The organism is Paenibacillus sp. B46(2026) (assembly GCF_056786355.1).
The window spans coordinates 3248223-3271591 of record NZ_CM165907.1 but is presented as its reverse complement, the minus strand read 5'-3'; the positions used below and the strand labels follow the sequence as shown (position 1 = coordinate 3271591).

The following is a 23369-nucleotide window of genomic DNA, read 5'->3' as shown; positions in this document are numbered from 1 at the left end:
TTTTCACAGAACGCTCCTCCTTTATTTTTTCCCTTTCACATAATCCGCATCAAACAGGAAAAGTTTGAAGACCAGAATAAGAGAAGGAATTAACAGGCACAGACCACCGATAAACACAACGACGAGTGCAAAACCCATTGCAGGTGATGTGGCGCTGCTCTGAATCGTGATGTATGGATCAAGAATGTAAGGATATTGCCCAATCCCGTAAGCGAAAAAGGCTGTGAAAAATTGCAGCATGATGCATATAAAAGCTAAACCGTAACGGCGTCCGTTATATAACAGCCACATGGCAATCATGAAAAACGCAACGGAAAGCGCCAGCAGCCACCATAAATCCATCATGTTTTGAAAATGACGCTCATTGTGTTGACCCAAATATATAAATGCAGTCAGCGCGAGAATAATGGTCGGTGTGCTCCAGAACAAAGCATAGTTCCGCATTAGCTTCAATGCCGAATGATCCTCTGCCCGAGAAGCGTAAAATGTGAGAAATGACCCACTAATGAACAATACGGATACGATGGCCAGACCAACGATGCTCCACGATAACGGATTGGTAAATAGTGCCCAGTAATCCAGGGAAACGGTATCTCCCTGCTTCAAAATAAAGCCACCTTCAGACAATGTCAGTGCAACTGACAACGACGCTGGAATAAGTAACCCTGTAGCTCCGTATAAAAACAGATACACGATGTTATTTTTGGAACCATAATTCTCGAAAGCATAGAACGATCCCCGAATGGCAAGGAGAATGACGGCAATACTTCCCGGGACAAGTAGTGCGGAGCCATAATAATAGGCGGTATCCGGGAAAAACCCGACGATGCCAATATAGAAAAAGATAAAAAATACATTGGTGATCTCCCAGACCGGTGATAGATAACGGGAGATCAGACGATTAATCAGGTGATCCTGCTTCGTCAGGCGTGCATAAAAGGCGAAGAAACCTGCTCCAAAATCAATGGAAGCTACAATAAGATAGCCATACAAGAACAGCCAGAGTACGGATATACCAATCAATTCATAACTCATCAGGCCTGATCCCCTTTCTTGGCTGATTGATCATGCTTCTCTTTCAACCATTTCTCCATCTCAAGGTCAGCAGGATTATTATTGAACAGACGTCTCAATACGAGAACACAGATGACACCAAGCACGATGTACAGAAGCAGGAACACAAAAAATAAAATTCTTACACTCGGTGAAGAAGTCGCGGCCTCTTCCACTCGCATATAACCTCGTATGATCCATGGCTGCCGCCCGATCTCTGCATAGAACCAGCCCATCTCAATAGCCAGAAAAGCAAGCGGTGCACTGAGTGCAACCATACGAAGCATCCACTTGTTAAACTGATTACGTTTCTTCCAGAACACAAACAGGAAATACAGAGATGATATAGCAAGCAGAGCGAATCCAATTCCAGCCATTAGATCAAACAAATAATGCACAAGTAAGGGCGGGTGTTCATCTGGTGGAAATTCATTCAGCCCGGTTACCTCGGCGTTAAAGTCTCCAAAGGCAAGGAAACTGAGCAGTTTCGGCAAATGAAGAGCGCCTATAATTTCATGTTCTGCATTCAGCCATCCCAAAAAAATCAAATCGGCTCCGCTTTCCGTCTCGAAATGCCACTCGGCAGCTGCGAGCTTCTCAGGCTGATGCTCAGCCAAAAACTTGGCAGATACATCTCCAGCTAAGGAATTTAATAAACTGAATACCAGCACAACGGCCATCATGAGATTCAAGCCCTTTTTGTGGTAGCCCGACACTCCTTTTCTCAGCATCGCAAAGGCTGCAATTCCTGCTAACAGAGCAGCTCCTGTCAGATAAGCCGAGCTTAATACATGGAACACTTTGGAGAACGTCGCCGTATTCAGCATCGCTTGTACAGGGTTCACTGCCATGAATTGACCTGCTTCCATGACAAAGCCTTCAGGCTGGTTCATGAATCCGTTCACTGTTGTAATAAAAACAGCAGACATGCCTGCCCCGGCGACAATCGGAATGGTCAGCAACCAGTGGATATACGGATTTTTGAACCGATCCCACGTGTACAGATAAATGCCCAGGAATATCGCTTCAAAAAAGAATGCGAATACTTCCATAAATAGTGGCAATGCAATGACATTCCCGGCTAGCTTCATAAAATTCGGCCATACGAGGGCCAACTGTAGCGATATTGCTGTACCTGTCACGACACCCACCGCCACAGAAATGACAAACCCTCGTGACCACCTCTTCGCCATAAGTATGTAATGGTGATCCTTCTTCCGAATGCCGATGAACTCTGCAATAGCAATCATCAAAGGTACACCGACACCAAGCGTTGCAAAAATCACGTGGAATCCAAGCGTCAAACCAGTCACTAGCCTGCTCCATAACACCGTATCAATAGCCATTCTTTGTGTTGCCTCCTTTCAAACTCTGTTCAATTTAAAAACATTCAATATCAGCTTCGGCCAAGCTCAATGAAGAGTTGCGAAAAATTTCACAAAGTTAGGTATGACGGTATCTTGCCACACCTTTAATGCGTTTACTCCTGTTGGCCCCCGATTATAGCAAGCATTGGATGCCTATTAAAATCTGATATTGATGCACTTAAAGTACTAACCAAGCCTATTAATCAAAATTATTATATCTTTATTTTTACCTAATTCAATCAAAGACACGTCTTCTACCCTAAACGTTCAAGAAAGGATCAACTCTTTCTGACAACTTGGTGAAAAACAAAAAATACACCCAATGGAGCTATTGATTCATTGGGTGTAAACGTGTTATTGCACGGCAGATTCGCTATTTTACTTGCTTACTTGCTCCGGACTCACCGCACCTGCATCGCGACGTACACTCGTGATGATCAGTGATGCAGCTAATAACGTAAGAATGATTCCAAGCGTCTGAAATCCTGTCACATTGAATGTATCTCCCATAACAATTCCAATCAATAACGACGATAAGATGGTCCCCAGGTAGCGTGATGTATTAAAAATACCCGATGCGACACCAATCATTTCTTTGGGTGTGCTTTTGAACAGAGCTGCTTGCATGCCGACCGCGTTTAGGCCGTTACTTATTCCAAATAAAGCTAAGGCAACAATGACAATGAAGATTGGAGAAGTTTCATTCATAACAACGATCAATATAGAGCCAAAAGTCATTAACGAAGCCGATATGATCAAAGCTGACCGTGATCCGGATCTGTCAATCCAGCGCCCTGCGATCGGAGCAATAATGACTGAACATAACCCCAAAGCTAACATGCTTATTCCTGTATGAACTTCGTTGAGATGACGTACCTGCTTCAAATACGTAGGAACTCCAAAAAAAAGTGTGTAAAACAGGATGTTCACCAGCATGTATTGCACATTCACCCAAGTCATCTCGGGATATGTGGCAAACGTTCGCAGAGGGATGAAAGGCGTGGCTGCTTTCAATTCATGTCGGATGAACATGACGAGTGCGATTAACCCGATCCCTCCTGTCAGCAGATGCCATGTTGAAATATTTCCTGTGGAATTTACTGAAAGTAAACCGATGAGCAGAGTCACCAAGGCTACCGTAAACATCAGGATGCCTGGTGCATCAATTAACGCAAGCCATTGCCGAATGGACATGTGACTAGAGATCGATGGAGATTGCTCGTCCTTCGGAATTGTTTTCCAGGCGAACCAAAAGCTTGCCATGACAAACGGAATATTAACGAAAAATATGCTGTGCCAGTCCCACCAATGAATCAATACTCCACCAATAAAAGGTCCAATTGCAGCTGCTCCAGAAAGGAATATAGCCAAGGTGGACAAGGCGGATGCTTGTTTTTCAGTCACGTTAATTCTGACAATCGCCATTCCGACGGCCACCATCATGCTTGTGCCAATCGATTGAACGATCCGGAATACGATGAGCCACGAAAAACTGGGAGACCATGGAGCTAGCATGGACGATACAAAAACAATAACAAGACCCAAGAGGAAGATCTTCCTGCGGCCAAACAAATCACTACACTTGCCCATGACGGGTTGAGCGACAGCACTGGCAATGTAAAATGATAAAATAATCCACGAAACGGCTGTAAAATTAAGTTGATACACTTGTTGTAGCCTGGAGATTGCCACCGAAATCATGGAGGAATTCAACGGATTCAACATAATTCCGAGTCCAACAGCTAACATCAATCCTTTATTTCGAACGTTCATCGGTGCATCACTCCTTCTTCTGCTGTCATCTTACTTGAAAGCATTCATTTATTCCAACGCATTGTATGTTATGATTTGATGAACTACAAGGAATGAAGGAATGGTGCAAATGGAGCTTCTTCAACTAAAATATTTCCTGACGGTGGCCCGATGCGAACATGTTACGGAAGCTGCGGGAATGCTGCATGTCACGCAATCCTCCCTGAGCAAAACGATACAACGATTAGAGGAGGACCTGGGAGTCCCTTTATTTGATCGAATCGGGAGAAAGTTGCGACTAAACGACTTTGGAAGAACATTTCTTCAGCGAACGGAAAAAGCCTTATTTGAATTGGAGCAGGGACAGCGGGAAATAGGTGACCTTTCCAATCTGGATCAGGGTACACTGCAATTGGCGGTGACTACGGCAAGCACTTTGCCAGGTATACTACGGGAATTCCGAAAAAATAAACCGGACATTCAGTTCCATGTGCAAATGGTTTCGTTAGAAAACATGTCCAAGCTTCTACATCGGGGCGAGGTGGACTTTTGTCTCTCCTCCCCTCCGATTGAAGGTGACGATATCGAATGTCAGATACTATATGACGATCCGATTGTAGTCGCTGTTCCTATGGGTCATCGATATGCAGACCGAAGCAGCATTCAATTAACCGAGCTTAAGGACGAGCGTTTTGTTGGGGTGAAACAAGGTTATGGGGTTCGTGATATGGTAGATTCCATATGTCAATCCGTTGGTTTCCTACCGAAGTATGTATATGAAGGTGACGAACCTGCAAGATTAACAGCCCTTGTTGAAGCGGAGATCGGTCTTGCGTTTATACCTAGCACAGCCAGAAACCCGCATGAACGTATTAGATACCTGCAGGTAGAAGAGCACAGACTCGTTCGCGAAATCGCTCTACTTTCGCACAAAAACAGGTATATTTCAAAAGCCGCTTTAGAGTTTCGTAGCGTGGTTATGGACTATTTCAGTGCTATGCCATGAGCATAAATTCAATCCAGAGGAGTGCATTTGAACATTTGAAATTCCACCGTATAGAAGCCCATAACAATTTGGATAATGCCCCTTCTGTGAAGTTAGCTGAAAGCGTGGGTATGGAATTTAATTGTGGACGTAAAGGTTTTATACACGAAAATAATGAGTGGACCGATCATTTGGTTTATTACAAGAACTTTAATTAATCTACTCCCACCGTTGATGAAAAAAGCGAACAAAGCACTTTCGTGCCCTGTTCGCTCTTCTTCATGCATCCGTATTGATATCTTCGCCTTACTCGTTCAAGCTGTTCCAGAATGATTGAAACACGCCTTTCTCAACTTCGAGAAACGCAGGAACATTACCGTAACGCACCAGACCTTCACCGAATAGAACCAGTGGGACTTGCGTTTTATCTTCCAGTGTGAGGTAGATGATCTTGCGATCTTCTTTGCCGTAGAGGTTCTCTTCCAATTCCGGACTCGTAGCAATCGGTTTCGCAGCATTCAGCGATGAGATGAAGCTGTCCAGTGCTTCATCCGCTGCTAACGGCTGGAGCTGCTGCAATCCGTTGTTCCAGCTGTCAAACGTCTCCCATTGCGCTGAAGCGATGTTGCCTTCGAGATGAAGCTTACCAATCAGGTCGGCACCACTACTGAGGGTGATCCCGTTGTTTTTGTCGAATAGTTGAGCATACACCTGACCATCGATCTCGGTGTAAGACATGATGCGGAAGTCCTTATCGTAACCATTGACCGCATAGATGTCTGCTTCGCCAATGTTGGAAGCAAGCTCCGTGTATTTATCCTGACCACTGAGTTCATGGATGCCGCCAGTTGTAGTACCAAGCTTCTCGCCCCGCAGATGGAGTGCATTTGTGCCTTCAAGCAATGTTGGGGACTGTGTATAGACGTTTCCTCCATAAACAACCAGTTGCATCATATCAGCCATCGCGCCTTTGCCCTGTGAATCCGGCAACTCCATCTTCGGAATCACAATCGGGTCGAATGACGCGCCTGGAGTCACCGCTGCCACCGGTGGTGTTGATACGGCTGGTCCATTGAATTGTTGCCATACACTTGGTGCAGCCAATCCGATGCTGGCAGCGATAACGACGCTTGCTGCAATGTATAATGGTTTGCGTTGGCGTTTTGGCCCCTGATGTTGCGTGTTCAAGGATTGCTCTACCCGTTTTTTCATTTGCTCGTTTGTTTTCATATGATCCACCGCTTTCTTGTAGTTTCGTTTGAATTGTTCTTCGTTCATTACAGTTCCTCTCCTTCCAGCTCCAGTTTTAACAGCTGTCTACCTCGCTTTAATCTCATTTTCACTGCTGACTCGCTTATCTCCAGGATCTCGCTGATTTCTCGGATCGGATAATCTTCGTAATAATACAGATGAACCACCGATCTATACTTGACGGGCAGTGACAGCACAAGTTCGATCAGCGCGTGATCTTCAGGGTTGTCCGTAGTAAGGGGATCGACTCCCTCCAGCTTGACCTCCCGTTTGCGCCAGCCTCTGCCTAATAAGGATTTGCAATGATTGGTAATGACCCGAATCAACCATGCTTTCTGATGCTCCGCATCGTTGAATGTAGGGGCTTTTTCTATTAGTTTGATGAAGGTATCCTGAGTGGCTTCCTCCGCGTCTTCTCGTCTGCCGAGGTGCACCATGGCAATCCGGAACAGCGTATCCGCGTATGTCTCGTAGACTTTCATCACATGATCGCCCAGCTGGGGCACTGATCGCTGCATGGTTGTTACGCCCTCCTTTATACCTCTAACACTTTTAAGGACGGCATTTGGTCACATTTTGTTGTTTGATTTTCTACGAAATTTATAAATATCGGTTCATATCCATCAGGATCTTCTGTATAAGCGGCGGCATAACGACAAAAAGAGCCGCTCATTTAGCAGCTCCGACTGTTCATAACAGCGTGATTTCTCCGCGACACATGAACAACATAGTTACCATCTATGCCGTGGTATCATAGTGCCCTATATATTTTTATATCTACTCCGGATTCCGTTGGATGGCCTTCTCCAACAAGTGTCTCATTGTTCAAGAAGGATAAGGCTATACTGTCCGTAATCATTTTGGGGGAAGTACGAAATAAAGCAGTTTTCAGCGTTTTATCGATGTTTCCGTTGTTTTCGATATAGATTTTGCAGGGATGCCCTGTGTAGTCCTTGCCTTGAATCATGTATCTTGCCGATAGGGTATGCGAGTCCCCATCCTTACCGATGATCTGCGTATCCACTCCTCCACCCAGCACAATTCCCTCAAAGTACTTTCCGGTTACGCTGCCTGTAAAAGTAATCATAACAACCGAATGATCTTCGCTATTTTGCAATTCGAATGATCTCTCGATGTTCACATGTACCGAATCCGTCTTTTTGTTCTTCATATATTAAGCGTTAATCCGTTAGTACGGGCAACTTTCCTTCAGCTTTCAGTTGACCAAGCAATACTTTGATCCCGGCAGACGTATTTGGCTCCTGCTTTCCATACACAGCAAGCCCTGAGCGCACGTCCCGCAAATAGATTGTTTCGTATGGGTTACCGAGAGACAACAGCGTGTATCGCTGATTACTCTTGTTCATCGCATTAATCAAGGTTTGATAATCGCTCCAACCGAACTCGCTGGCCACATTACGGAATTGGTAAGAAGCAAGAATGACATAATTGGCTTTGCCAATCGCCTGGAGCGTTTCATTCACTTTGCCTTGTCCAACAAGTGAAATTTCTGTCTTTAACGACAGGTTATTAGCGGCTTGCAACAGTTGCTTCTCAAGCTGTTTTGCCTGTTCCTGCTCGGCTGCGACAATAACAACCCGGTCGCCTTGCTTAATTGGATCAGGAAGCACACCTTCGCGGCTACTGAGTATAGTCACTGCTCGCTCTGCGATTGTTTGTTCCACTGCTCGATGCTCCTTCGATCCGATGATACCATTAAGCTGAGCTAGCTTGTGTGAAAGCGACTCGCTGCGTTCAAACAAACCATATTTCGATTTCATCTCCAAGATTCGCTTCACGGATGCATGTATGGTTTCATCCTTGATCGTTCCATTGTTCACCGCGTTCACCAGCGTTTGATGGGCGGTTGCTGAATCTTTCGGCATAAGGATGATATCAACACCTGCGGAAACGGCGCGCTCTACCGATGTATTCTCTCCAAAATGCTCCGCAATTGCATTCATGGTAAAGGCATCCGAAATGATGAGACCTTCATATCCCAGCTCTCCGCGAAGAAGTCCGGTCAGTACCTTTTTCGATAAGGTGGCAGGAATCGGCACACGTTCACCGTCTTTGAGCGAAGTGACATGCTCATTGTCTATGGCAGGGAAAGCAATATGCGCGGTCATAATCATCTCTACTCCGTTTTCAATCGCAGCCCGAAACGGTTTTAATTCTACCGCATCAAGCCGCTCTCGGTTATGGGTTAGCACAGGCATACCAAGATGGGAGTCTACCTTCGTATCTCCGTGCCCCGGAAAATGTTTAACAGCCGCCATCACCCCGGATTGCTGTAAGCCCTGTATTGTTGCGAGACCAAGCCGAGAGACCAAATCTGCATTCGAGCCAAATGACCGGATGCCAATGATGGGATTGTCTGGATTGCTGTTGATGTCAAGCACCGGAGCAAAGTTGATCTGTAGCCCCAGTGCCTTCAGCTCCTCTCCTGTCAGATGACCAGCCGCTTCGGCCAGTGCTGTGTCTCCGGTTGCGCCAAGTGCCATTTGACCCGGCAGATTCGTCCCGCCTGGAATTCGCTTAATCACGCCTCCTTCTTGGTCGATGCTAAGAAATAGAGGAATGTCGCCGGCTTCTCTTTGTAGTTCATGTGTAAACGTTGTAAGCTGCTTGACGTCTACAATATTTTTATCGAAAAGAATAAGTCCGCCCAAGTCTTGATCATGGATATTTCGTTTCAGTCCTTCATTAACGGTCGTCGTCGCTTTACCGTTCCATTGCCTAATGTCAGGCATAAGCATCTGACCTACTTGCTCACTTACCGTCATATAGGATATCAGCTTATCCCAATCTTGTGTCCGAATGGCCGCTTCACGTTCGAAGCGAATTACTCTCGCCATAAATACGGCATATTCAGCACGCGTGACAGCTTGATTCGGACGGAAGGTGGCATCTGAATAACCGCTGACCAAGCCGTTTGAACTCATAATAAGAATAGGTGCTGCTGCCCAATGCTTATCCGTATCAGTCCATTTTGCAGGATTCTTACCTTCCGCTAGTGAATAAGCCCGTGTAAGGAACGCCGCGGTCTCTGCGCGGCTAAGCGGCGCATCCGGTCGGAAGGTCCCGTTAGGGAAACCACTCGCAAGTCCATTTTTAGCTGCTATTGCGATCTCTCGATGGAAGGGGTGTGTAATTGGAACATCCGCATATGTCGTGCCTTCTACTTCTTTTTGAAGCTGATCTGGATATAGCTCCCGAACCATAAAAGTGACGGCTTGTGCCCTCGTCACCTGTGCCTCAGGCTTGAATATTCCATTGCCATATCCCGCTACTGTTCCCCGTTTCGCCATATACGTGATGCCATCCTCTGCCCACTTTGAGTGCTGCAGATCCACAAAACGTTCTTCCGCAGCTGCACTCGCCGCCCCTATCAGCATAGAGCCGAGAACGCCACTAATAATCGTCATCCATTTTATGTGCAATTGTTTCACTCCTGTTGTTATTCTTTGGATGAATAGACGCTACTACGGTATAGTTTGTTGCGTTTTCATAGTTCTATGAAATTATATTCAGGTAATGACTATCCCTTCACGCCACCAATCGTCATGCCCTGTACAAAGTATTTCTGTAAGAACGGATAGACCATCAGAATAGGAACACTCGCAATAATGGTCATGGTCGCTCGAATCGAGGTTGGTGTGACCGCCGTTGCATTGCTCTCGGCAGACTGATAAGCATCGCTCGCTGATGAAGTCGCTGAGGTCGTCGAAGTTTGCAGAATTTTCATCAATTCGTATTGCAGCGTGCTTAACTCTTTATTGGAAGAGTTGTACAGGAATACATCGAACCAGGAGTTCCATTGCCCCACGGCTACAAAGAGCGATACGGTTGCCATTGCGGGAATCGTTAGCGGCAGGACAACGCGGATAAATGTCGTGAACTCCCCTGCCCCGTCAATGCGGGCTGACTCCAGAATGCCTTCAGGAAGACCTTCAATAAAAGAACGGATGACAATCATATTGAATACACCGATTACACCTGGAATGATATATACCCAGAAGGAACCGATCAATCCAAGGTCTCGAATCAGCAGATAACCGGGGATCAACCCCCCGCTGAAATACATCGTGAATACAAAAAACATCGTAACAAACTTGCGAAGCACAAATTCCTGACGACTAACCGTATACGCAAGCATGGCTGTACAGAAGACGGACACCACGGTTCCAATGACCGTACGCAGAGCCGAGATCAGAGTTGCGTGATAGATATCCGATTCGCCAAAAATGTATTTGTAGTTGTCCAGTGTCCATACACGAGGCCATAGATATATTCCGCCCCGAATGGCATCATTTGCATTATTGAAAGATACGGCAATCATATTAACAAAGGGATAGATCGTCACAATCATCAGACATACCATGAAGATGATGTTAATGGTGTCAAACGCTCGATCCCCGGTGCTGCTATTCCGCAAGCGGGATGTGTTTCCTTTTCGCATGGCATAGGCCTCCTTTTAGAATAGTCTGCTCTCTCCCATTTTTTTTGCTATATAGTTTGCGGAGAAAAGGAAGATGAAGCTGACCACAGTTTTGAATATGCCGGCTGCTGTACCTAAGGAAAAGTTCCCCATCCCTAAACCATATTTCAGTACAAAGATGTCCAGATTCTCCGAATAGTCCATATTCATCCCGTTACCCAGCAGATACTGTGGTTCAAATCCGGATTCAAGAATACTTCCCATGTTCATGATCAACAAGATCACAATAACCGGTTTCAAGCCAGGCAGGGTGATATATAACATCCGTTTGAAGCGACTGGCTCCATCAATCTCGGCAGCCTCATATTGGGCTGGATCAATCGCCGTAATCGCTGCCAGATAGATAATGGTGTTCCAACCGACATCTTTCCAGACCTCAGTTGCCCCCAGAATACCCCAGAAGTATTCACCTTTCCCCATCCATAGTACCGGACTGTCAATCAGGTGAAGCTTCATCAGCAGCAGATTAATAATTCCGTCTGGTGACAGGACGGTTAATACAATGCTGGAAGCAACAACCCACGAAATAAAGTGAGGCAGATAACTGACGGTTTGCACAAAACGTTTAAATATGACATTTTTCAGCTCATTCAACAAAAGGGCCAGTGTAATTGCTGTCACAAATCCCAACACCAGTTTAATGGAACTCATGACGAGTGTATTTCTCAGCACCCGGTAAAAGGTATTGTCCTCAAACAAGATACTAAAATGGTGCCAGCCTACCCACTGCTGATCGGAGAAGGACCTCGCCGGTTTGAAATTCTGAAAAGCCATGGTCCATCCCCATAACGGCAGGTACTTGAAGATAAAAGCCCAGATGACAAAAGGAATACACATCCAGGCAAGCGTTCGTTGCTGCACAAGTCGCTTAAAGAACGAGTGTGCTCTGGTTCCCTTCGGACTCGAGGCTGGAGGCATCGAGTTAAGGGAGACATTAGGTTTCTCCACGGTGAACCTGCTCCTTTCCTGTGCTGTTATTCATGCGAGGAGATGCTCTGTCATCTTCTCCTGCGCATGTAACAGTTTGTTTTAATGCGTTCGTATTACCATTTTCCTGCTACACGATCCTTCACAACTTTGGTAATGGTCGCTTCATAACCAGCTTTGTCTAATTTGTTCAATTCAGCCATGTAGGCATCCCACAGCTTATCAAAATTCGATGGTGCTCCCAAGATCATTTCCGGTAAGTATTTACGTTGCAGATCATCCGATTTGGTGGTGAAGATCTGTTCAGGTGATCCTTGCTCAAGGGCGATGGACCATGCCGGGAACCATGGCCGCTCTTCCGGTTTATTAAATAATTCACTGAAAGTTTGGATACCGTAGGCTTCAAGGAACTTCTTGTCTCCCTCGGTGTAAGATGCAGCGGCTACTTCTGGCTGGTTGCCAGGGCTATAAGCGTTACCATCGGTAAGTGTAGATTCACCGCCATATCGCGGCCAGTCTGATCCGAAGTAGGTGAACCCGAATTTACGGCTCAGCTCCAGATCATCATGGGCTTTGCGTTGATCCTCATTCGCAAAATAGAACCTACCCTTTTCATCCACACTGTACGTCTCGTCCTTGATTCCCCATTGCACCAGAACCTGATTCTCTTCCTTCAGCAAATTATCGAAATATTTGATGATACGAACAGGGTCTTTGGCATTCACCGAGATACCTGTTGCATAGTTGTTGACGAAGCCGGGAGGATCAACATATTGATCCTTAATTCCTTCATCAAACACAATCGGAAGTGGTGCATAACGTTTCTCATCAATGCCTGCCGAGAGCAGGTTTTTCGATGCGTCTCCAACCTGCCAGCCATAATTGAAGTACCCTAACACACGACCCGAAGTCAGCTTGGCCAAATACTGGTCTTTGTTCATCGTAAAGGATTCCGGATCAAGCATGCCTTGAGCATTGATCTCATTTAACTTCTGAATCCATTTTTTCTGGGCATCTGTTCCGGCGACGACTGTCGCCTCATGGGTAGTCATGTCCACCATGACACTGCCATCGTTCGGATAACCGGCAAGATGCATCGCTGGATTTTGCAGCGTGAAGAAGTTATTGGCCACACCCGCAAGTGACACAAATCCGATTGTCTCTGCACCGTCGACAGTTGGATGTTTTTCCTTATAATCCTGAATCAGATCAAAATATTCATCCAGTGTAGTAATCTTGGGATAGTTAAACTCCTTGAGCACAGATCGCTGAATCCAGAAAGCTCCTCCGCCCACATTTGGGCTACCTGAATACTCACCCTGATTAGCCGTATAAGGCAGAGCATAGATTTTTCCGTCTTCTGCATTTTTCATTTTATCGAAGTATGGTCCATATACCCTTTTGATATTAGGGCCGTATTCCTCAATCAGATCATCCAGCGGAATGTAGGCCCCGGCATCCAGTAACTTGGACATCTCACCACTGGAGCTAATGACATCAGGATAGTCTCCACTGGCAATCATGACACCGGCTTTTGTAGCACTATCACCTACCAGATATTCCAACTTCCAGTCCACACCTGTTTGCTCTTGCAACGCTTTACCGATTGTTGTTTCGCTTGCCAGAGCATCCTTCTTGCCTGGAGAGAACATGTAATACGAGTACGTGACTGGACTGTTCTCATCATCACCTGTGGCTGAAGGCGCTGATGACGAACTGTTCTGACTGCACCCAGCCAGCAAAACTGTTAGTAATACAGCTAAACCCGCTGTTCTAAATTTTGGTTTTAACATGTGAATATTCCCCCGTTCCGTGTGTTCTCTTATGGATTACACTCACCATTTGCCAGCTACACGATCCTTAACTGCCTGTGTTATCGTAGCTTCGTATGTTTTCTTGTCGAGTTGATTCAATTGACTCATATATTCATTCCATGTGTTCTCGAAAGTGGACGGCGAATCCATAATCATTTTGGGTAAATATTTCTTCTGGAGGTCTTCTGCCTTGGTGATGAAAATCTGTTCCGGAGAGCCCTGCTCCAGTGCGATGGACCATGCAGGAGACCAAGGACGCTCATCCGGCGTGCTGAATAATTCTGTAAATGTCTTCACACCATATTTCTCTAACAACAGCTTGTCACCGTCCGTGTAGCTAAAGGTAGCCACCTCTGGTTGATTGCCTGGTCCATAGGCGTTGCCATCCTCCAGTACGGAGTTATTCCCGTAACGAGGCCAGCTGTAGTTAAAATAGTCAAAGCCGAACTTACGACTTAATTCCGGATCTTCATGTGCTTTGCGTTGGTCATCATTTTCGAAATAAAATCGGCCCTCATCATTCACACTATATGTCTCGCCCTCAATACCCCATTGAACCAGAATTTGGTTTTCTTCCTTGAGCAAATTATCAAAATACTTAATAATTCGCACGGGATCTTTGGCATTTACGGTAATTCCGACACCATAGTTGTTCACAAAGCCTGGCGGGTCCACATACTGGTCTTTGACGCTGTCATCAAATACGATCGGTAGAGATACGAATCGTTTGTCGTCAATACCAGCCTTCTTAAGGTTGTTCGATGCGTCTCCAACCTGCCAGGAGTAACTGAAATATCCCAGCACCCGACCGGACGTCAACTTGGCGAGATACTGATCCTGGTTCATAGTGAAGGATTCGGGATCAAACATCCCCTGTGCATTAACCTCGCTCAGCTTCTGAATCCATTGTTTCTGATAGTCAGATCCGGCTACCAGTTTGGCTTCATGGTTCTGCATATCCACCATCACACTGCCATCGTTTGGATAACCTGCCAGATGCATGGCCGGATTTAGCAGGGTGAAGAAGCTGCCCGATTCACCCGCAAGTGTAGCGAAGCCGATGGTTTCTTTTCCATCGATCTGCGGATGCTTTTGCTTGTATTGCTCAATCAAGTCAAAATATTCGTCCAGCGTTTTGATCTTGGGGTAGTTAAACTCTTTCAGCACAGCACGCTGAATGTAGAAGCCGGTTTGGAAGTTAGGCTCTGACACATAACCGATGTTGGCAGTGTATGGCAAGAAATATATCTTTCCATCCTCCTGTCTGAATTTGTCCATATAAGGCCCGTATACTCGCTTGATGTTAGGCCCGTATTGATCGATCAGTTCATCCAGCGGGATAAAAGATCCTGCATCCATCAACTTGGCCATTTCACCACTGGAGTCGATGATGTCGGGGTAATCCCCACTCGCAATCATCACACCTGCCTTGGTTGCACCGTCACCGACCAGATATTCCATCTTCCAGTCAACGCCTGTTTGTTCCTGTAGCTTCTTGCCAATGGTCGTGCTGCTTGCCAGAATGTCCTTCTTGCCACCGCCAAACGTGAAATATTTAAAGGTGACCGGGGTGTTGTCATTACTGTCAGGATAAGAAGCTTCCGGGCTGGCTTTATTACAACCTGCCAGGGTTACAGCCAGTAAAATGGCCAGACCTGTTATAATGTTTCTTTTTCTAAACATGTAGCAAATGCCCCCTTAAAGTATTGTTTGTGTCTTTAAGCCTTCTCAATATATCAAGATAGCGCTTTCAAAGTTACCCATGAAAGTGTACCTCCTACTTTGAAAAGTATATCCCTCATATTTAGTCGCCTGGCATGGCTGATGGATCAAGTGGAAGCTTAATTTGGATATGCGTTCCTTCTCCTTCCCGTGTCTGGATGTCGAATGAAAACTGATTTTTATAACAAAGTTTTAAGCGACTATACGCATTTTTCATGCCAACATGCTCTCCCATATCGGTGTTTTGATCCAGGTAACTTAGCAACTCTTCCAATTTCGCTTTTGACATCCCTATACCGTTATCCGTTAGTCTGATATGGAGCTGGTCATTTTCCATTAAAACGAAGAGTTGAATGATACCTACACCCGGAGACGATTCAATTCCATGAATACTTGCATTCTCAACAAAGGGGAGGATAACCATCTTGGGGATTCGGTACATCAGTACCGCAGGATCTGCTTCAATGTTGTATTGGAGTTTTTCGCCAAAGCGGTATTTCTGAATTTGTAAAAAACTCTCGATGAGTTCCAATTCTTCCTTCACTGTCACATCATTCTGATTCCAACTAATCGACTTGCGAAACATCTTGGCCATGTTATGCACGATTTTGGCAGTCTCTTTCTCGCCTTTGATGAGGCTCCGCATACGTACCGACTCCAGGGTATTAAACAAAAAATGTGGGTTGATCTGACTATGGAGCGCATGAAGCTGTGCTTGCTGCTGCTTTAACTCCAGGTCTTTCTTTTGGATGTCGGCGAGATATACCTCATGAATCAGGTTATGGATCGTCTCGGTCATTCGATTAAATTCCATCGTGAGTTGACCTATTTCATCTCTTGCATCTTCAGGCGGAATCGTCTGGAAATTCTGTGTTTTTACTTTTTTCATATGTTTCAGAATGCGCACCAGCCTGACATGGATGGTTCTGGACATAGCCGCGATGATAATAGTAGGCAGGACAAAATTAATGCAAGCTAGCCATACGACGAAGGAACGGGACTTCCGCACCTCCTTCAACACAATTTCTTCATCCATCACCCCTTGCAGGGACCACCCTTCCAGATAGTTAATGCCTGTATAGGTAAGTTCAAAGGGAATCATTTTGTTCGGAAACTGGATCTCGCTGTAACGTTTCCCTATCTGAGCTTCTTCTGGTGCATTATCATTTGAAAATTGGATGTGTCCTCCCGGATCAAGAAGATACATTTTTCCGTCAAATCCGCTGTTGTGAAAATACTGCTTGATCATATCCATGTTCAGGTCAATTTTAAGTAACTGCTCTCTCCCCCCAGTGTCCAGATTGTCGAGCCGTTGAACCAGACTTAACATCTGATCCGATGAGATCAGTGCCGGATAAGGGGCGGAGTATCCCTGAAATTGAACGTACCAGTCCGAGTTGCGGACATCGTCAGTTAAACGATCAATATAACCGGAAGATAAAATGGTAGAATTATCGGTATACACTTGATACCAGCGAATCCCTTGATTCAATTGACTGGAGAATTGCCCTTTTAGGTACGAATTATAAGCGTCAATGTACTCAAAATGACTGCGAAACGAACGGGAGATGGTGTCATTGAATACGGGATCAGTGTATAACGAATAAGAAAGACCGACGCCTTGATCTATGGTTACCCGCAGGTCGTTCTTCAGATTGTTCAAGGCCATGCCGGCATCACGAGTTTTCTGACTACGAATATTGGCGGATGTGACATTGTAGAACACCACATTGGTGACAACGATGGGAATAAACACAGACAGGACATACATGAGCAGTAGCTTATCTCGAAGCTTCATGTAATTCAGGTTCCATCTTGGCATTGTGCACCTCGCTGCTCATTTCCCATAAGGAAGTTACGATACTCTGTAGGTGATAGCTTAACAAGTTTCTCAAACTGTGTTACAAAGTAATCCGCATTCTGAAATCCTACGCGTGCAGCAACCTCGTACATTCTCAGATCCGTCTGGCGCAGTAACTTCTTCGCTTCATGAATCCGCAGGTTCAGCAGATAGTCATTGAAATATTGATTGTAGCTTTTGCGGAATAATCGCCCAAGATAAACGGGGTTCATATAGAAGAGCGCAGCAATGCTTTTGAGATTGATGTTCTCGGTATAATTTGCATCAATATATCGTTTGATCTTGCTGATATCCCCTTTGGATTGTTCAATCCGCAAATGAGAGATATACTCCTCGGCTTCCTCCAGCGCGATGAGAAAAGCATTCTTCAATAGTCGTAAATTCCAACCTTCATGACTTTGTTGTGCCAACTCCTTCAGTTGCTGTAACCCTTCGTCATTACCACCCATCTCGTTGACTACAGCGAGAATACCCGTTATATAACGCAAAAGAGAACCCGATACAGCTTGGGGAGAAAATCGATTCATATGAAACAATTTGAATTTCTCTTCTACAATCTTGTTGTAAGCAGGCCTATTCCCCTCTTCCAGGCTCAAAATTAATTGATCCACCTCGTCCTGGTATACATTGAAAACAAACAGCGGTTTGTCCTTGATCTCCTTATAACGCACGACACCACCAGTTTCAGCATATTTATGCTTGGCTGCTTCTTCAGCCGCCGTAAGGGATTGTGGGACATCACCAATTTCTTTGACGAGTGTTCCTACGTAAAGACCGATATCCAGGTTAAACCTTTTGCTCAGTGTTATATGAATATTATGCAGTTTATCCTGTAACGCCGAGCCCCCTTGATGATGATCAGGCCACAACAGTAACAAAGCAAACGTGCCGCGTTTTTGCTCACTGATGAACATTTTGCACAAATTACTCTCCAGAGAATGTACTGCTTCACGTAGCTGTTCAATGGTAATTTTAATCTCATCTAATCCGGTCTGAAGTTCAATCAAAGTCATGAGCAGACTGGAGTTACGATTGATCCCAAGCATCTCGGCATATCGATGTTCATCCTCCATCTGTACATGGCCTTTGATCACATCCTCCAGCATGATGTTACTGGCTTGTCCCTCAGCCAAAAGAATATGTTTTCTTTTATTGCAAATCAGATTAGCCGACTTCTGCAACGTCGCCGTCAGTTCATCATCATCAATAGGCTTCAGGATATAGTCATGAACACCGTACCTGATTGCCTGCTGTGCATATTTGAAGTCATGATAACCACTGATGATAATGAACACAGGTTCCAGATGTGGCATTTTCTCTACGGCACGTATCAGTTCCAGTCCATCCAGGATTGGCATACGGATATCTGTTATAATCACGTCTGGTTGCAGGCATTCAATCAGATTTAATGCCTCAACACCGTTTTCTGCCTCTCCGATAATCTCCATATTAAGATCATTCCAATTTATGAGTTCATACAGCCCCTTTCGTACATACATCTCGTCATCTACCAGTAATACTTTTAACATCCGTGTGTCCCCTTTCCTCCAACGAAAATAAACCGCCGGTAGCATCTCTCCCTATCGGCGGCATCTAATATGGTGACTGTTGTAGTTATTGCAAAATAAATCATTCATGTCGCGTATAATCCCAATAGTCGCCAACAAGGCCTTCGATGATCGAGCCACTGGCCCATGGCATCAGGCAAAACCAGGTGCTGGCTGGTGTACCATCCGCATATTTTTCAGTGACCAGTCCTTCCGAATGACAGAAGCGTTCAGACATCCATCCTTTTTTGCCATAGCCGAATTCTTGATCATAACGATTATAGGTCTGACAACCCCACCCGATGGTATCCATCATGCTAGGATGGTTACATTTTATAGGTTCACGTCTGCAATTTCATTGCACAAACAGCTATATTTATTGCGCGAAACGACAAGGAGGTCATATATCTGATATGAATGAGACTTCAGAATACCTGTTTGATAAATTTTATTTGCATTAAGCAAAACACGCCAACTCTTGCCTATATCTTATCTCAGCAAAGAAAAAGAGCGAATTCGCCCGGCAATTTTGTCAGCCGGTTTCGCTCAGGTAATCGGTAACTTCTTATTGATTGTTCCAGTTATTTCCTTTTAATTCAATCATAGAATTGGGGCCAAGAAAGGTTAATTCTATCTTTTGGTCCAGATAGGATACGGTAACTCTGGATTCTGCAATAGAGCGAATTCTGGTATTTAATAGACGACCATTTTCCCATTCCAGATCTATTTCAAACCCGCCACGAGCCCGAATACCACGAATATATCCTTTTGGCCACGCTGCTGGCAAAGCAGGTAACAATCTGATTACTTCGTTATGGCTCTGGAGAAGCATCTCTGCTATACCTCCAGTACCTCCAAAGTTCCCATCAATTTGAAATGGAGGATGGTCACAAAACAGATTGGGTAACGTGGAGGAACGTAGAAGTTCCGCGATGTTATCGTATGCAAGTTCCGACTCCTCTAATCGTGCCCACATGTTGAGAATCCACGCCCTGCTCCATCCTGTGTGTCCACCACCGTGTTCCAATCTTCTGTCGAGTGTTACGCGAGCTGCTTTGGCCAGATCAGGCGTTGATTGCAACGTAATTTGTGTTCCAGGATGCAAAGCGAATAAATGGGAAATATGTCTGTGTCCAGGTTCCATTTCATCATAATCGTTACTCCACTCTTGGATCTGACCATGTTTTCCAATGGAGGTCTCCGGTATTTTGGTTAAAGCACTACGGAGTTCTTCTCCGAATTCCTGATCTTCTTGCAAGATCCGGGTACTTTCAATGCAACGCGTGAAGAGTTCTTTAATAATCTGATTGTCCATTGAAGCACCAAAACATAAAGCCCCCGACTCTCCATTATCTAATATATAGCGATTTTCCGGTGAGGACGAAGGACATATTACCCAATTACCGGAAGGATCCTCTATTAGATAATCCAGAATAAACATAGCCGCATCTTTCATCGTGGAGTAAACTTTTTTGAGAAACTGAACATCCTTATTGTATTCGTAGTGGTCCCACAGATGTAATGAGAGCCATGCTCCTCCCATGGTCCAAAACGTCGATGTCATGCATACATCCTGCGGAGCAGCGTCTGCCCAGATATCCGAATTGTGATGAGCAACGAACCCCTTGCAACCATACATCATGCTAGCGGTTTCTTTTCCTCGGACTTGCAGTCGATCTATAAAATCAAACAATGGAACGTGACATTCAGACAGATTGCAGCTTTCTGCAGGCCAGTAGTTCATCTGTGTATTAATATTAATTGTATATTTGCTATCCCATATAGGAAGCATGTCTTTATTCCATATCCCTTGAAGATTTGCCGGTAAAGAACCTGGTCGGCTGCTTGAGATAAGCAGATAGCGACCAAATTGAAAGTATAGACTCATCAGTTCCGGATCATGCTTACCAGCTCTAAGCCGTTCAAGGCGCTGATCGATTGGAAGTTCGGAACATATAACATCTTTATTTTCATCTTCGAGATGTATATCCATCTTTTCGAGTAAGGATTGATAGTCCGAGATATGATCGGCCAGCAGTTCACTATATGGCTTTGCTGAAGCAGCCTCAATTCTTCGGAGGCACTCCGCTTCAAGTTGTTCCTTGGGTACTCGGAAATCTGTGCAAGCCGAGATTAGAATAGTCGCTGAATTACCATCTTTCAGAGAAAGCTGACCGCTTGAATAGTGAACCTGTCCTCCTTCAGATATAAGGCGAATCCCGCAACAAAATCGAATTCCTTTTTCTCCCCCACTTCTACCTCGGATAATCAAATTATTAGTTCCACGCTTTTCAATCCGGTCCAGATAGGATTGGAAACCAACAGGATGCTTAAGAATATCGGAATATCTTGTTGATTCCAGAACAGTTCCCCTGCCAAAAATAGTGGAGAAAGATAACTTTCCAGGTATGCTAGATTTGAGATGAACAACGAGCACTTGATCCGGGTAGCTAGCAAAATAATCACGGCTGTAAATGGATTGATCAGCGGTATAATTCACGTTTACCTTGCCTTGTTCCAGATCGAGATGTCTTTGATATCCATTCGGTTCATGTTCACTGTGATCCATAGCGATGTAGAAGTCCCCTAATGGCTCATAATGCCTTTGCCCGTCAGGAATACCTACCAGAGTATCTGCTGCGAGTTCTTCTGCTTCCCTAATCTTTCCGTCAAAAATCAGGCTTCTGATCTGAGATAAAGATTCAAGTGCTTGAGGATTATTCCGCTGCATCGGCCCACCATACCACAGACTATCTTCATTAAGCTGAATTCTCTCGATCTGTATTTTCCCAAAAATCATGCCTCCAAGAGTTCCATTTCCGATAGGCAATGCCTCTTCCCATGTTCCAGCAGGTTGAATAAACCAGATATTTTTGGTCTTCACGTTAAAACCTCCAACGAATTATAATTCCTCACATTTTTATGTTTAGTGTGTTCCGTTTGTCTGTTGTTTCAGTGTACTGTAATCTCATGAACATCTAAATGAACAAAATTAACTTGAATTATCACAATCCTATCCCAGCATTAGAGGTGTTTAATCGTAAATTCCGAAACTGCCAGTACAAGTTCTTGTTCTGTTTAAGGAAGTAAAGGTATTGGCAATAAAAAAAGCCGCTATAATAGCGACTCTGTTTCGTTCATTCCATTTAGTTAACGTGAAAAACTTGACTTAAGTTATAGGATATTTCGCTCCATTTGTTGCATCAATTGCCTCAAGATCAGCCGATCTTCCGAAGAAATGAATTGAAGTAATTTCTTTTGCTGCTCTCTCCATTTATGCTCAACCGGTTTTTCTAATTCTTTGCCCTTATCGGTTAGAAAGATACGCAGATTCTTGCATCTTGTACATCACGTTTACGATATATAAATCCGTTCTGCTCCAGTGATTTGACCATGTTCGTAACCGTTGGTGGTTCGCATTTCATATGTTCACTTAGTTGCATCTGTGTTACCCCATCACCCAACCACAACCGATACAATAAATTATCTTGTCCTACATAGAGATTAAGTTCCCGAAGAGATTCACTATAATTTCGACGCATTTGGGAGGAAATTCGATCTAAGGACTGTCGAATATCACAATCTACTGCATCTGTCATGAACGATCCCTCCCTAGCATCCGAATTATATTTAGCAGACTAAATGTATCATGGGGATATATAGGTGTCAATTCACCTTTGGTAACAATGAAACCAAAGTCTTGGAAAAATGAAATTAATGGCCTTTTGCAGCTTGGCTCGCCATATCGTTAAGTTGCGTTACAAAAGCTCCCTCATTCGGACCTTGATTATCACGAATCATTTTCGCTTGTTCCACGAGAACTTCTTCAGCATCCGTACCGAGTAATCTTATTGTTTCTTTAATGAATGCTTCAAGTGGCATCGCATGTGGATCGTCACTAAGATCTGCCATGAGTTCTGTTTGAACCCCAGGTGGTATAATTTCTAATACTTTTACTGTTGTATTTTTAAGTAAATAACGTTGTGATAAGGTATAGGAATGGAGCGCTGCTTTGGTAGCGGAATACACTGCAGTCGCTGCGTACGGAATAAACCCGATTGAAGAAGTCGTATTAATGATCACAGCTTCTTCTTTAGACTTCAAATGTTCAATTAATGAAGACGTCATTCGAATTGGTCCAAGCAAGTTTGTTGAAACCGTTGAAACCAGAACCTCTTCGTCAATCACACCCGCAGCCTCATCGAAAAGCATGATGCCGGCGTTATTAAATAAGACATTCAAATCAGGGAAGTCCCGAATAAGTTGCTTAGCCGTTGCCTCGATACTGGAAAGATCCTGTATGTCCAGTTCAACTGCAGACATTCCGGGATTAGCACTAAGTACTTCCTCCAGACGCTCTTTTCTTCTACCCGAGATGATTACTTTGTTTCCAAGCTTGTGTAAAGCTTCTGCCAATGCACGTCCAATTCCTGAACCGCCACCTGTAATGAAGATCGTGTTTCCTGTAAGTTTCATTATAAAATCCCTCCAATATTTAGTTTTCTTAATCACTTTGAAGTTTTATTATTTACACTGTTAGATGAAATCAGTACTTACTATTAACCTTGCACTTTAAATTCTTTGAATGG

Annotated in this window: 18 protein-coding genes and 1 pseudogene; 2 read left to right on the top strand and 17 right to left on the bottom strand. The window is 44.5% G+C overall.

Annotation, left to right across the window (positions count from 1 at the left end; all coding sequences use genetic code 11):
- Positions 1-21: 21 nt before the first annotated feature.
- The 3 genes from AC1S8V_RS14815 to AC1S8V_RS14805 form a co-directional block, all read right to left on the bottom strand.
- The gene (locus tag AC1S8V_RS14815; RefSeq protein WP_482074237.1) at positions 22-1035 is read right to left on the bottom strand and encodes a cytochrome d ubiquinol oxidase subunit II; all 1014 of its coding nucleotides are present in this window, start codon (positions 1033-1035) and stop codon (positions 22-24) included.
- Positions 1035-2399 carry a cytochrome ubiquinol oxidase subunit I gene (locus AC1S8V_RS14810; protein WP_482074236.1) on the bottom strand — a complete coding sequence of 455 codons (1365 nt, stop codon included), beginning with the start codon at positions 2397-2399 and terminating at the stop codon, positions 1035-1037. Before AC1S8V_RS14810 ends, AC1S8V_RS14815 begins: the two co-directional genes overlap by 1 nt.
- Before the next feature lie 399 nt (positions 2400-2798).
- A complete protein-coding gene (locus AC1S8V_RS14805) occupies positions 2799-4193 on the bottom strand; it encodes an MFS transporter (RefSeq protein WP_482074235.1) in 1395 nt (464 codons plus the stop codon).
- 109 nt (positions 4194-4302) lie between these two features.
- Between AC1S8V_RS14805 and AC1S8V_RS14800 the strand changes: the two genes are divergently transcribed.
- Together AC1S8V_RS14800 and AC1S8V_RS14795 are read left to right on the top strand one after the other, a co-directional pair.
- Entirely contained in the window at positions 4303-5178 is an 876-nt protein-coding gene (locus AC1S8V_RS14800; RefSeq protein WP_482074234.1) for a LysR family transcriptional regulator, read from the top strand.
- A gap of 23 nt (positions 5179-5201) precedes the next feature.
- Positions 5202-5375, top strand: a pseudogene (locus AC1S8V_RS14795) (GNAT family N-acetyltransferase); the annotation flags it as partial.
- Positions 5376-5463: 88 nt separating this feature from the next.
- Here AC1S8V_RS14795 and AC1S8V_RS14790 read toward each other — a convergent pair.
- The 14 genes from AC1S8V_RS14790 to AC1S8V_RS14725 form a co-directional block, all read right to left on the bottom strand.
- A complete protein-coding gene (locus tag AC1S8V_RS14790; protein WP_482074233.1) occupies positions 5464-6435 on the bottom strand; it encodes a hypothetical protein in 972 nt (323 codons plus the stop codon).
- A complete protein-coding gene (locus tag AC1S8V_RS14785) occupies positions 6435-6926 on the bottom strand; it encodes an RNA polymerase sigma factor (RefSeq protein WP_036615805.1) in 492 nt (163 codons plus the stop codon). The genes AC1S8V_RS14790 and AC1S8V_RS14785 overlap by 1 nt, the downstream gene beginning before the upstream one ends.
- A gap of 233 nt (positions 6927-7159) precedes the next feature.
- On the bottom strand, positions 7160-7579 hold the full coding sequence (locus AC1S8V_RS14780; protein ID WP_482074232.1) for a DUF3237 family protein: 420 nt from the start codon (positions 7577-7579) through the stop codon (positions 7160-7162).
- A gap of 10 nt (positions 7580-7589) precedes the next feature.
- Complete coding sequence (locus AC1S8V_RS14775) at positions 7590-9851, bottom strand: glycoside hydrolase family 3 N-terminal domain-containing protein (RefSeq protein ID WP_482074231.1); 2262 nt, start codon at positions 9849-9851, stop codon at positions 7590-7592.
- Positions 9852-9949: 98 nt separating this feature from the next.
- A complete protein-coding gene (locus AC1S8V_RS14770; RefSeq protein WP_192131601.1) occupies positions 9950-10870 on the bottom strand; it encodes a carbohydrate ABC transporter permease in 921 nt (306 codons plus the stop codon).
- Between the two features lie 15 nt (positions 10871-10885).
- Entirely contained in the window at positions 10886-11827 is a 942-nt protein-coding gene (locus AC1S8V_RS14765; RefSeq protein ID WP_051153902.1) for an ABC transporter permease, read from the bottom strand.
- Positions 11828-11952: 125 nt separating this feature from the next.
- A complete protein-coding gene (locus AC1S8V_RS14760; protein ID WP_482074230.1) occupies positions 11953-13629 on the bottom strand; it encodes an ABC transporter substrate-binding protein in 1677 nt (558 codons plus the stop codon).
- A 42-nt stretch (positions 13630-13671) separates the two neighbouring features.
- Positions 13672-15333 carry an ABC transporter substrate-binding protein gene (locus AC1S8V_RS14755; protein WP_482074229.1) on the bottom strand — a complete coding sequence of 554 codons (1662 nt, stop codon included), beginning with the start codon at positions 15331-15333 and terminating at the stop codon, positions 13672-13674.
- 121 nt (positions 15334-15454) lie between these two features.
- Positions 15455-17170 carry a sensor histidine kinase gene (locus AC1S8V_RS14750; RefSeq protein ID WP_482074228.1) on the bottom strand — a complete coding sequence of 572 codons (1716 nt, stop codon included), beginning with the start codon at positions 17168-17170 and terminating at the stop codon, positions 15455-15457.
- Between the two features lie 5 nt (positions 17171-17175).
- Positions 17176-18762, bottom strand: a complete 1587-nt coding sequence (locus AC1S8V_RS14745) for a response regulator transcription factor (RefSeq protein WP_482074227.1) — start codon at positions 18760-18762, stop codon at positions 17176-17178.
- Between the two features lie 100 nt (positions 18763-18862).
- Positions 18863-19096 carry a hypothetical protein gene (locus AC1S8V_RS14740; RefSeq protein ID WP_482074226.1) on the bottom strand — a complete coding sequence of 78 codons (234 nt, stop codon included), beginning with the start codon at positions 19094-19096 and terminating at the stop codon, positions 18863-18865.
- 249 nt (positions 19097-19345) lie between these two features.
- Positions 19346-21664 (bottom strand): glycoside hydrolase family 95 protein, encoded by a 2319-nt coding sequence (locus AC1S8V_RS14735; RefSeq protein WP_482074225.1) that lies wholly within the window; start codon positions 21662-21664, stop codon positions 19346-19348.
- Positions 21665-22094: 430 nt separating this feature from the next.
- Positions 22095-22379: a MarR family winged helix-turn-helix transcriptional regulator gene (locus AC1S8V_RS14730; protein ID WP_482074224.1), complete on the bottom strand. Its 285-nt coding sequence runs from the start codon at positions 22377-22379 to the stop codon at positions 22095-22097.
- A 115-nt stretch (positions 22380-22494) separates the two neighbouring features.
- A complete protein-coding gene (locus AC1S8V_RS14725; protein ID WP_482074223.1) occupies positions 22495-23256 on the bottom strand; it encodes an SDR family oxidoreductase in 762 nt (253 codons plus the stop codon).
- Positions 23257-23369 lie beyond the last annotated feature (113 nt).

What these genes read in the sequence shown, in the direction of transcription:
- AC1S8V_RS14805 (WP_482074235.1), bottom strand. Translation starts at nt 4,193, where the DNA reads ATGAACGTTCGAAATAAAGGATTGATGTTAGCTGTTGGACTCGGAATT.
- AC1S8V_RS14740 (WP_482074226.1), bottom strand. Translation starts at nt 19,096, where the DNA reads ATGATGGATACCATCGGGTGGGGTTGTCAGACCTATAATCGTTATGAT.
- AC1S8V_RS14800 (WP_482074234.1), top strand. Translation starts at nt 4,303, where the DNA reads ATGGAGCTTCTTCAACTAAAATATTTCCTGACGGTGGCCCGATGCGAA.
- AC1S8V_RS14810 (WP_482074236.1), bottom strand. Translation starts at nt 2,399, where the DNA reads ATGGCTATTGATACGGTGTTATGGAGCAGGCTAGTGACTGGTTTGACG.
- AC1S8V_RS14730 (WP_482074224.1), bottom strand. Translation starts at nt 22,379, where the DNA reads ATGACAGATGCAGTAGATTGTGATATTCGACAGTCCTTAGATCGAATT.
- AC1S8V_RS14750 (WP_482074228.1), bottom strand. Translation starts at nt 17,170, where the DNA reads ATGAAGCTTCGAGATAAGCTACTGCTCATGTATGTCCTGTCTGTGTTT.
- AC1S8V_RS14725 (WP_482074223.1), bottom strand. Translation starts at nt 23,256, where the DNA reads ATGAAACTTACAGGAAACACGATCTTCATTACAGGTGGCGGTTCAGGA.
- AC1S8V_RS14765 (WP_051153902.1), bottom strand. Translation starts at nt 11,827, where the DNA reads ATGCCTCCAGCCTCGAGTCCGAAGGGAACCAGAGCACACTCGTTCTTT.
- AC1S8V_RS14745 (WP_482074227.1), bottom strand. Translation starts at nt 18,762, where the DNA reads ATGTTAAAAGTATTACTGGTAGATGACGAGATGTATGTACGAAAGGGG.
- AC1S8V_RS14760 (WP_482074230.1), bottom strand. Translation starts at nt 13,629, where the DNA reads ATGTTAAAACCAAAATTTAGAACAGCGGGTTTAGCTGTATTACTAACA.
- AC1S8V_RS14785 (WP_036615805.1), bottom strand. Translation starts at nt 6,926, where the DNA reads ATGCAGCGATCAGTGCCCCAGCTGGGCGATCATGTGATGAAAGTCTAC.
- AC1S8V_RS14755 (WP_482074229.1), bottom strand. Translation starts at nt 15,333, where the DNA reads ATGTTTAGAAAAAGAAACATTATAACAGGTCTGGCCATTTTACTGGCT.
- AC1S8V_RS14770 (WP_192131601.1), bottom strand. Translation starts at nt 10,870, where the DNA reads ATGCGAAAAGGAAACACATCCCGCTTGCGGAATAGCAGCACCGGGGAT.
- AC1S8V_RS14815 (WP_482074237.1), bottom strand. Translation starts at nt 1,035, where the DNA reads ATGAGTTATGAATTGATTGGTATATCCGTACTCTGGCTGTTCTTGTAT.
- AC1S8V_RS14780 (WP_482074232.1), bottom strand. Translation starts at nt 7,579, where the DNA reads ATGAAGAACAAAAAGACGGATTCGGTACATGTGAACATCGAGAGATCA.
- AC1S8V_RS14790 (WP_482074233.1), bottom strand. Translation starts at nt 6,435, where the DNA reads ATGAACGAAGAACAATTCAAACGAAACTACAAGAAAGCGGTGGATCAT.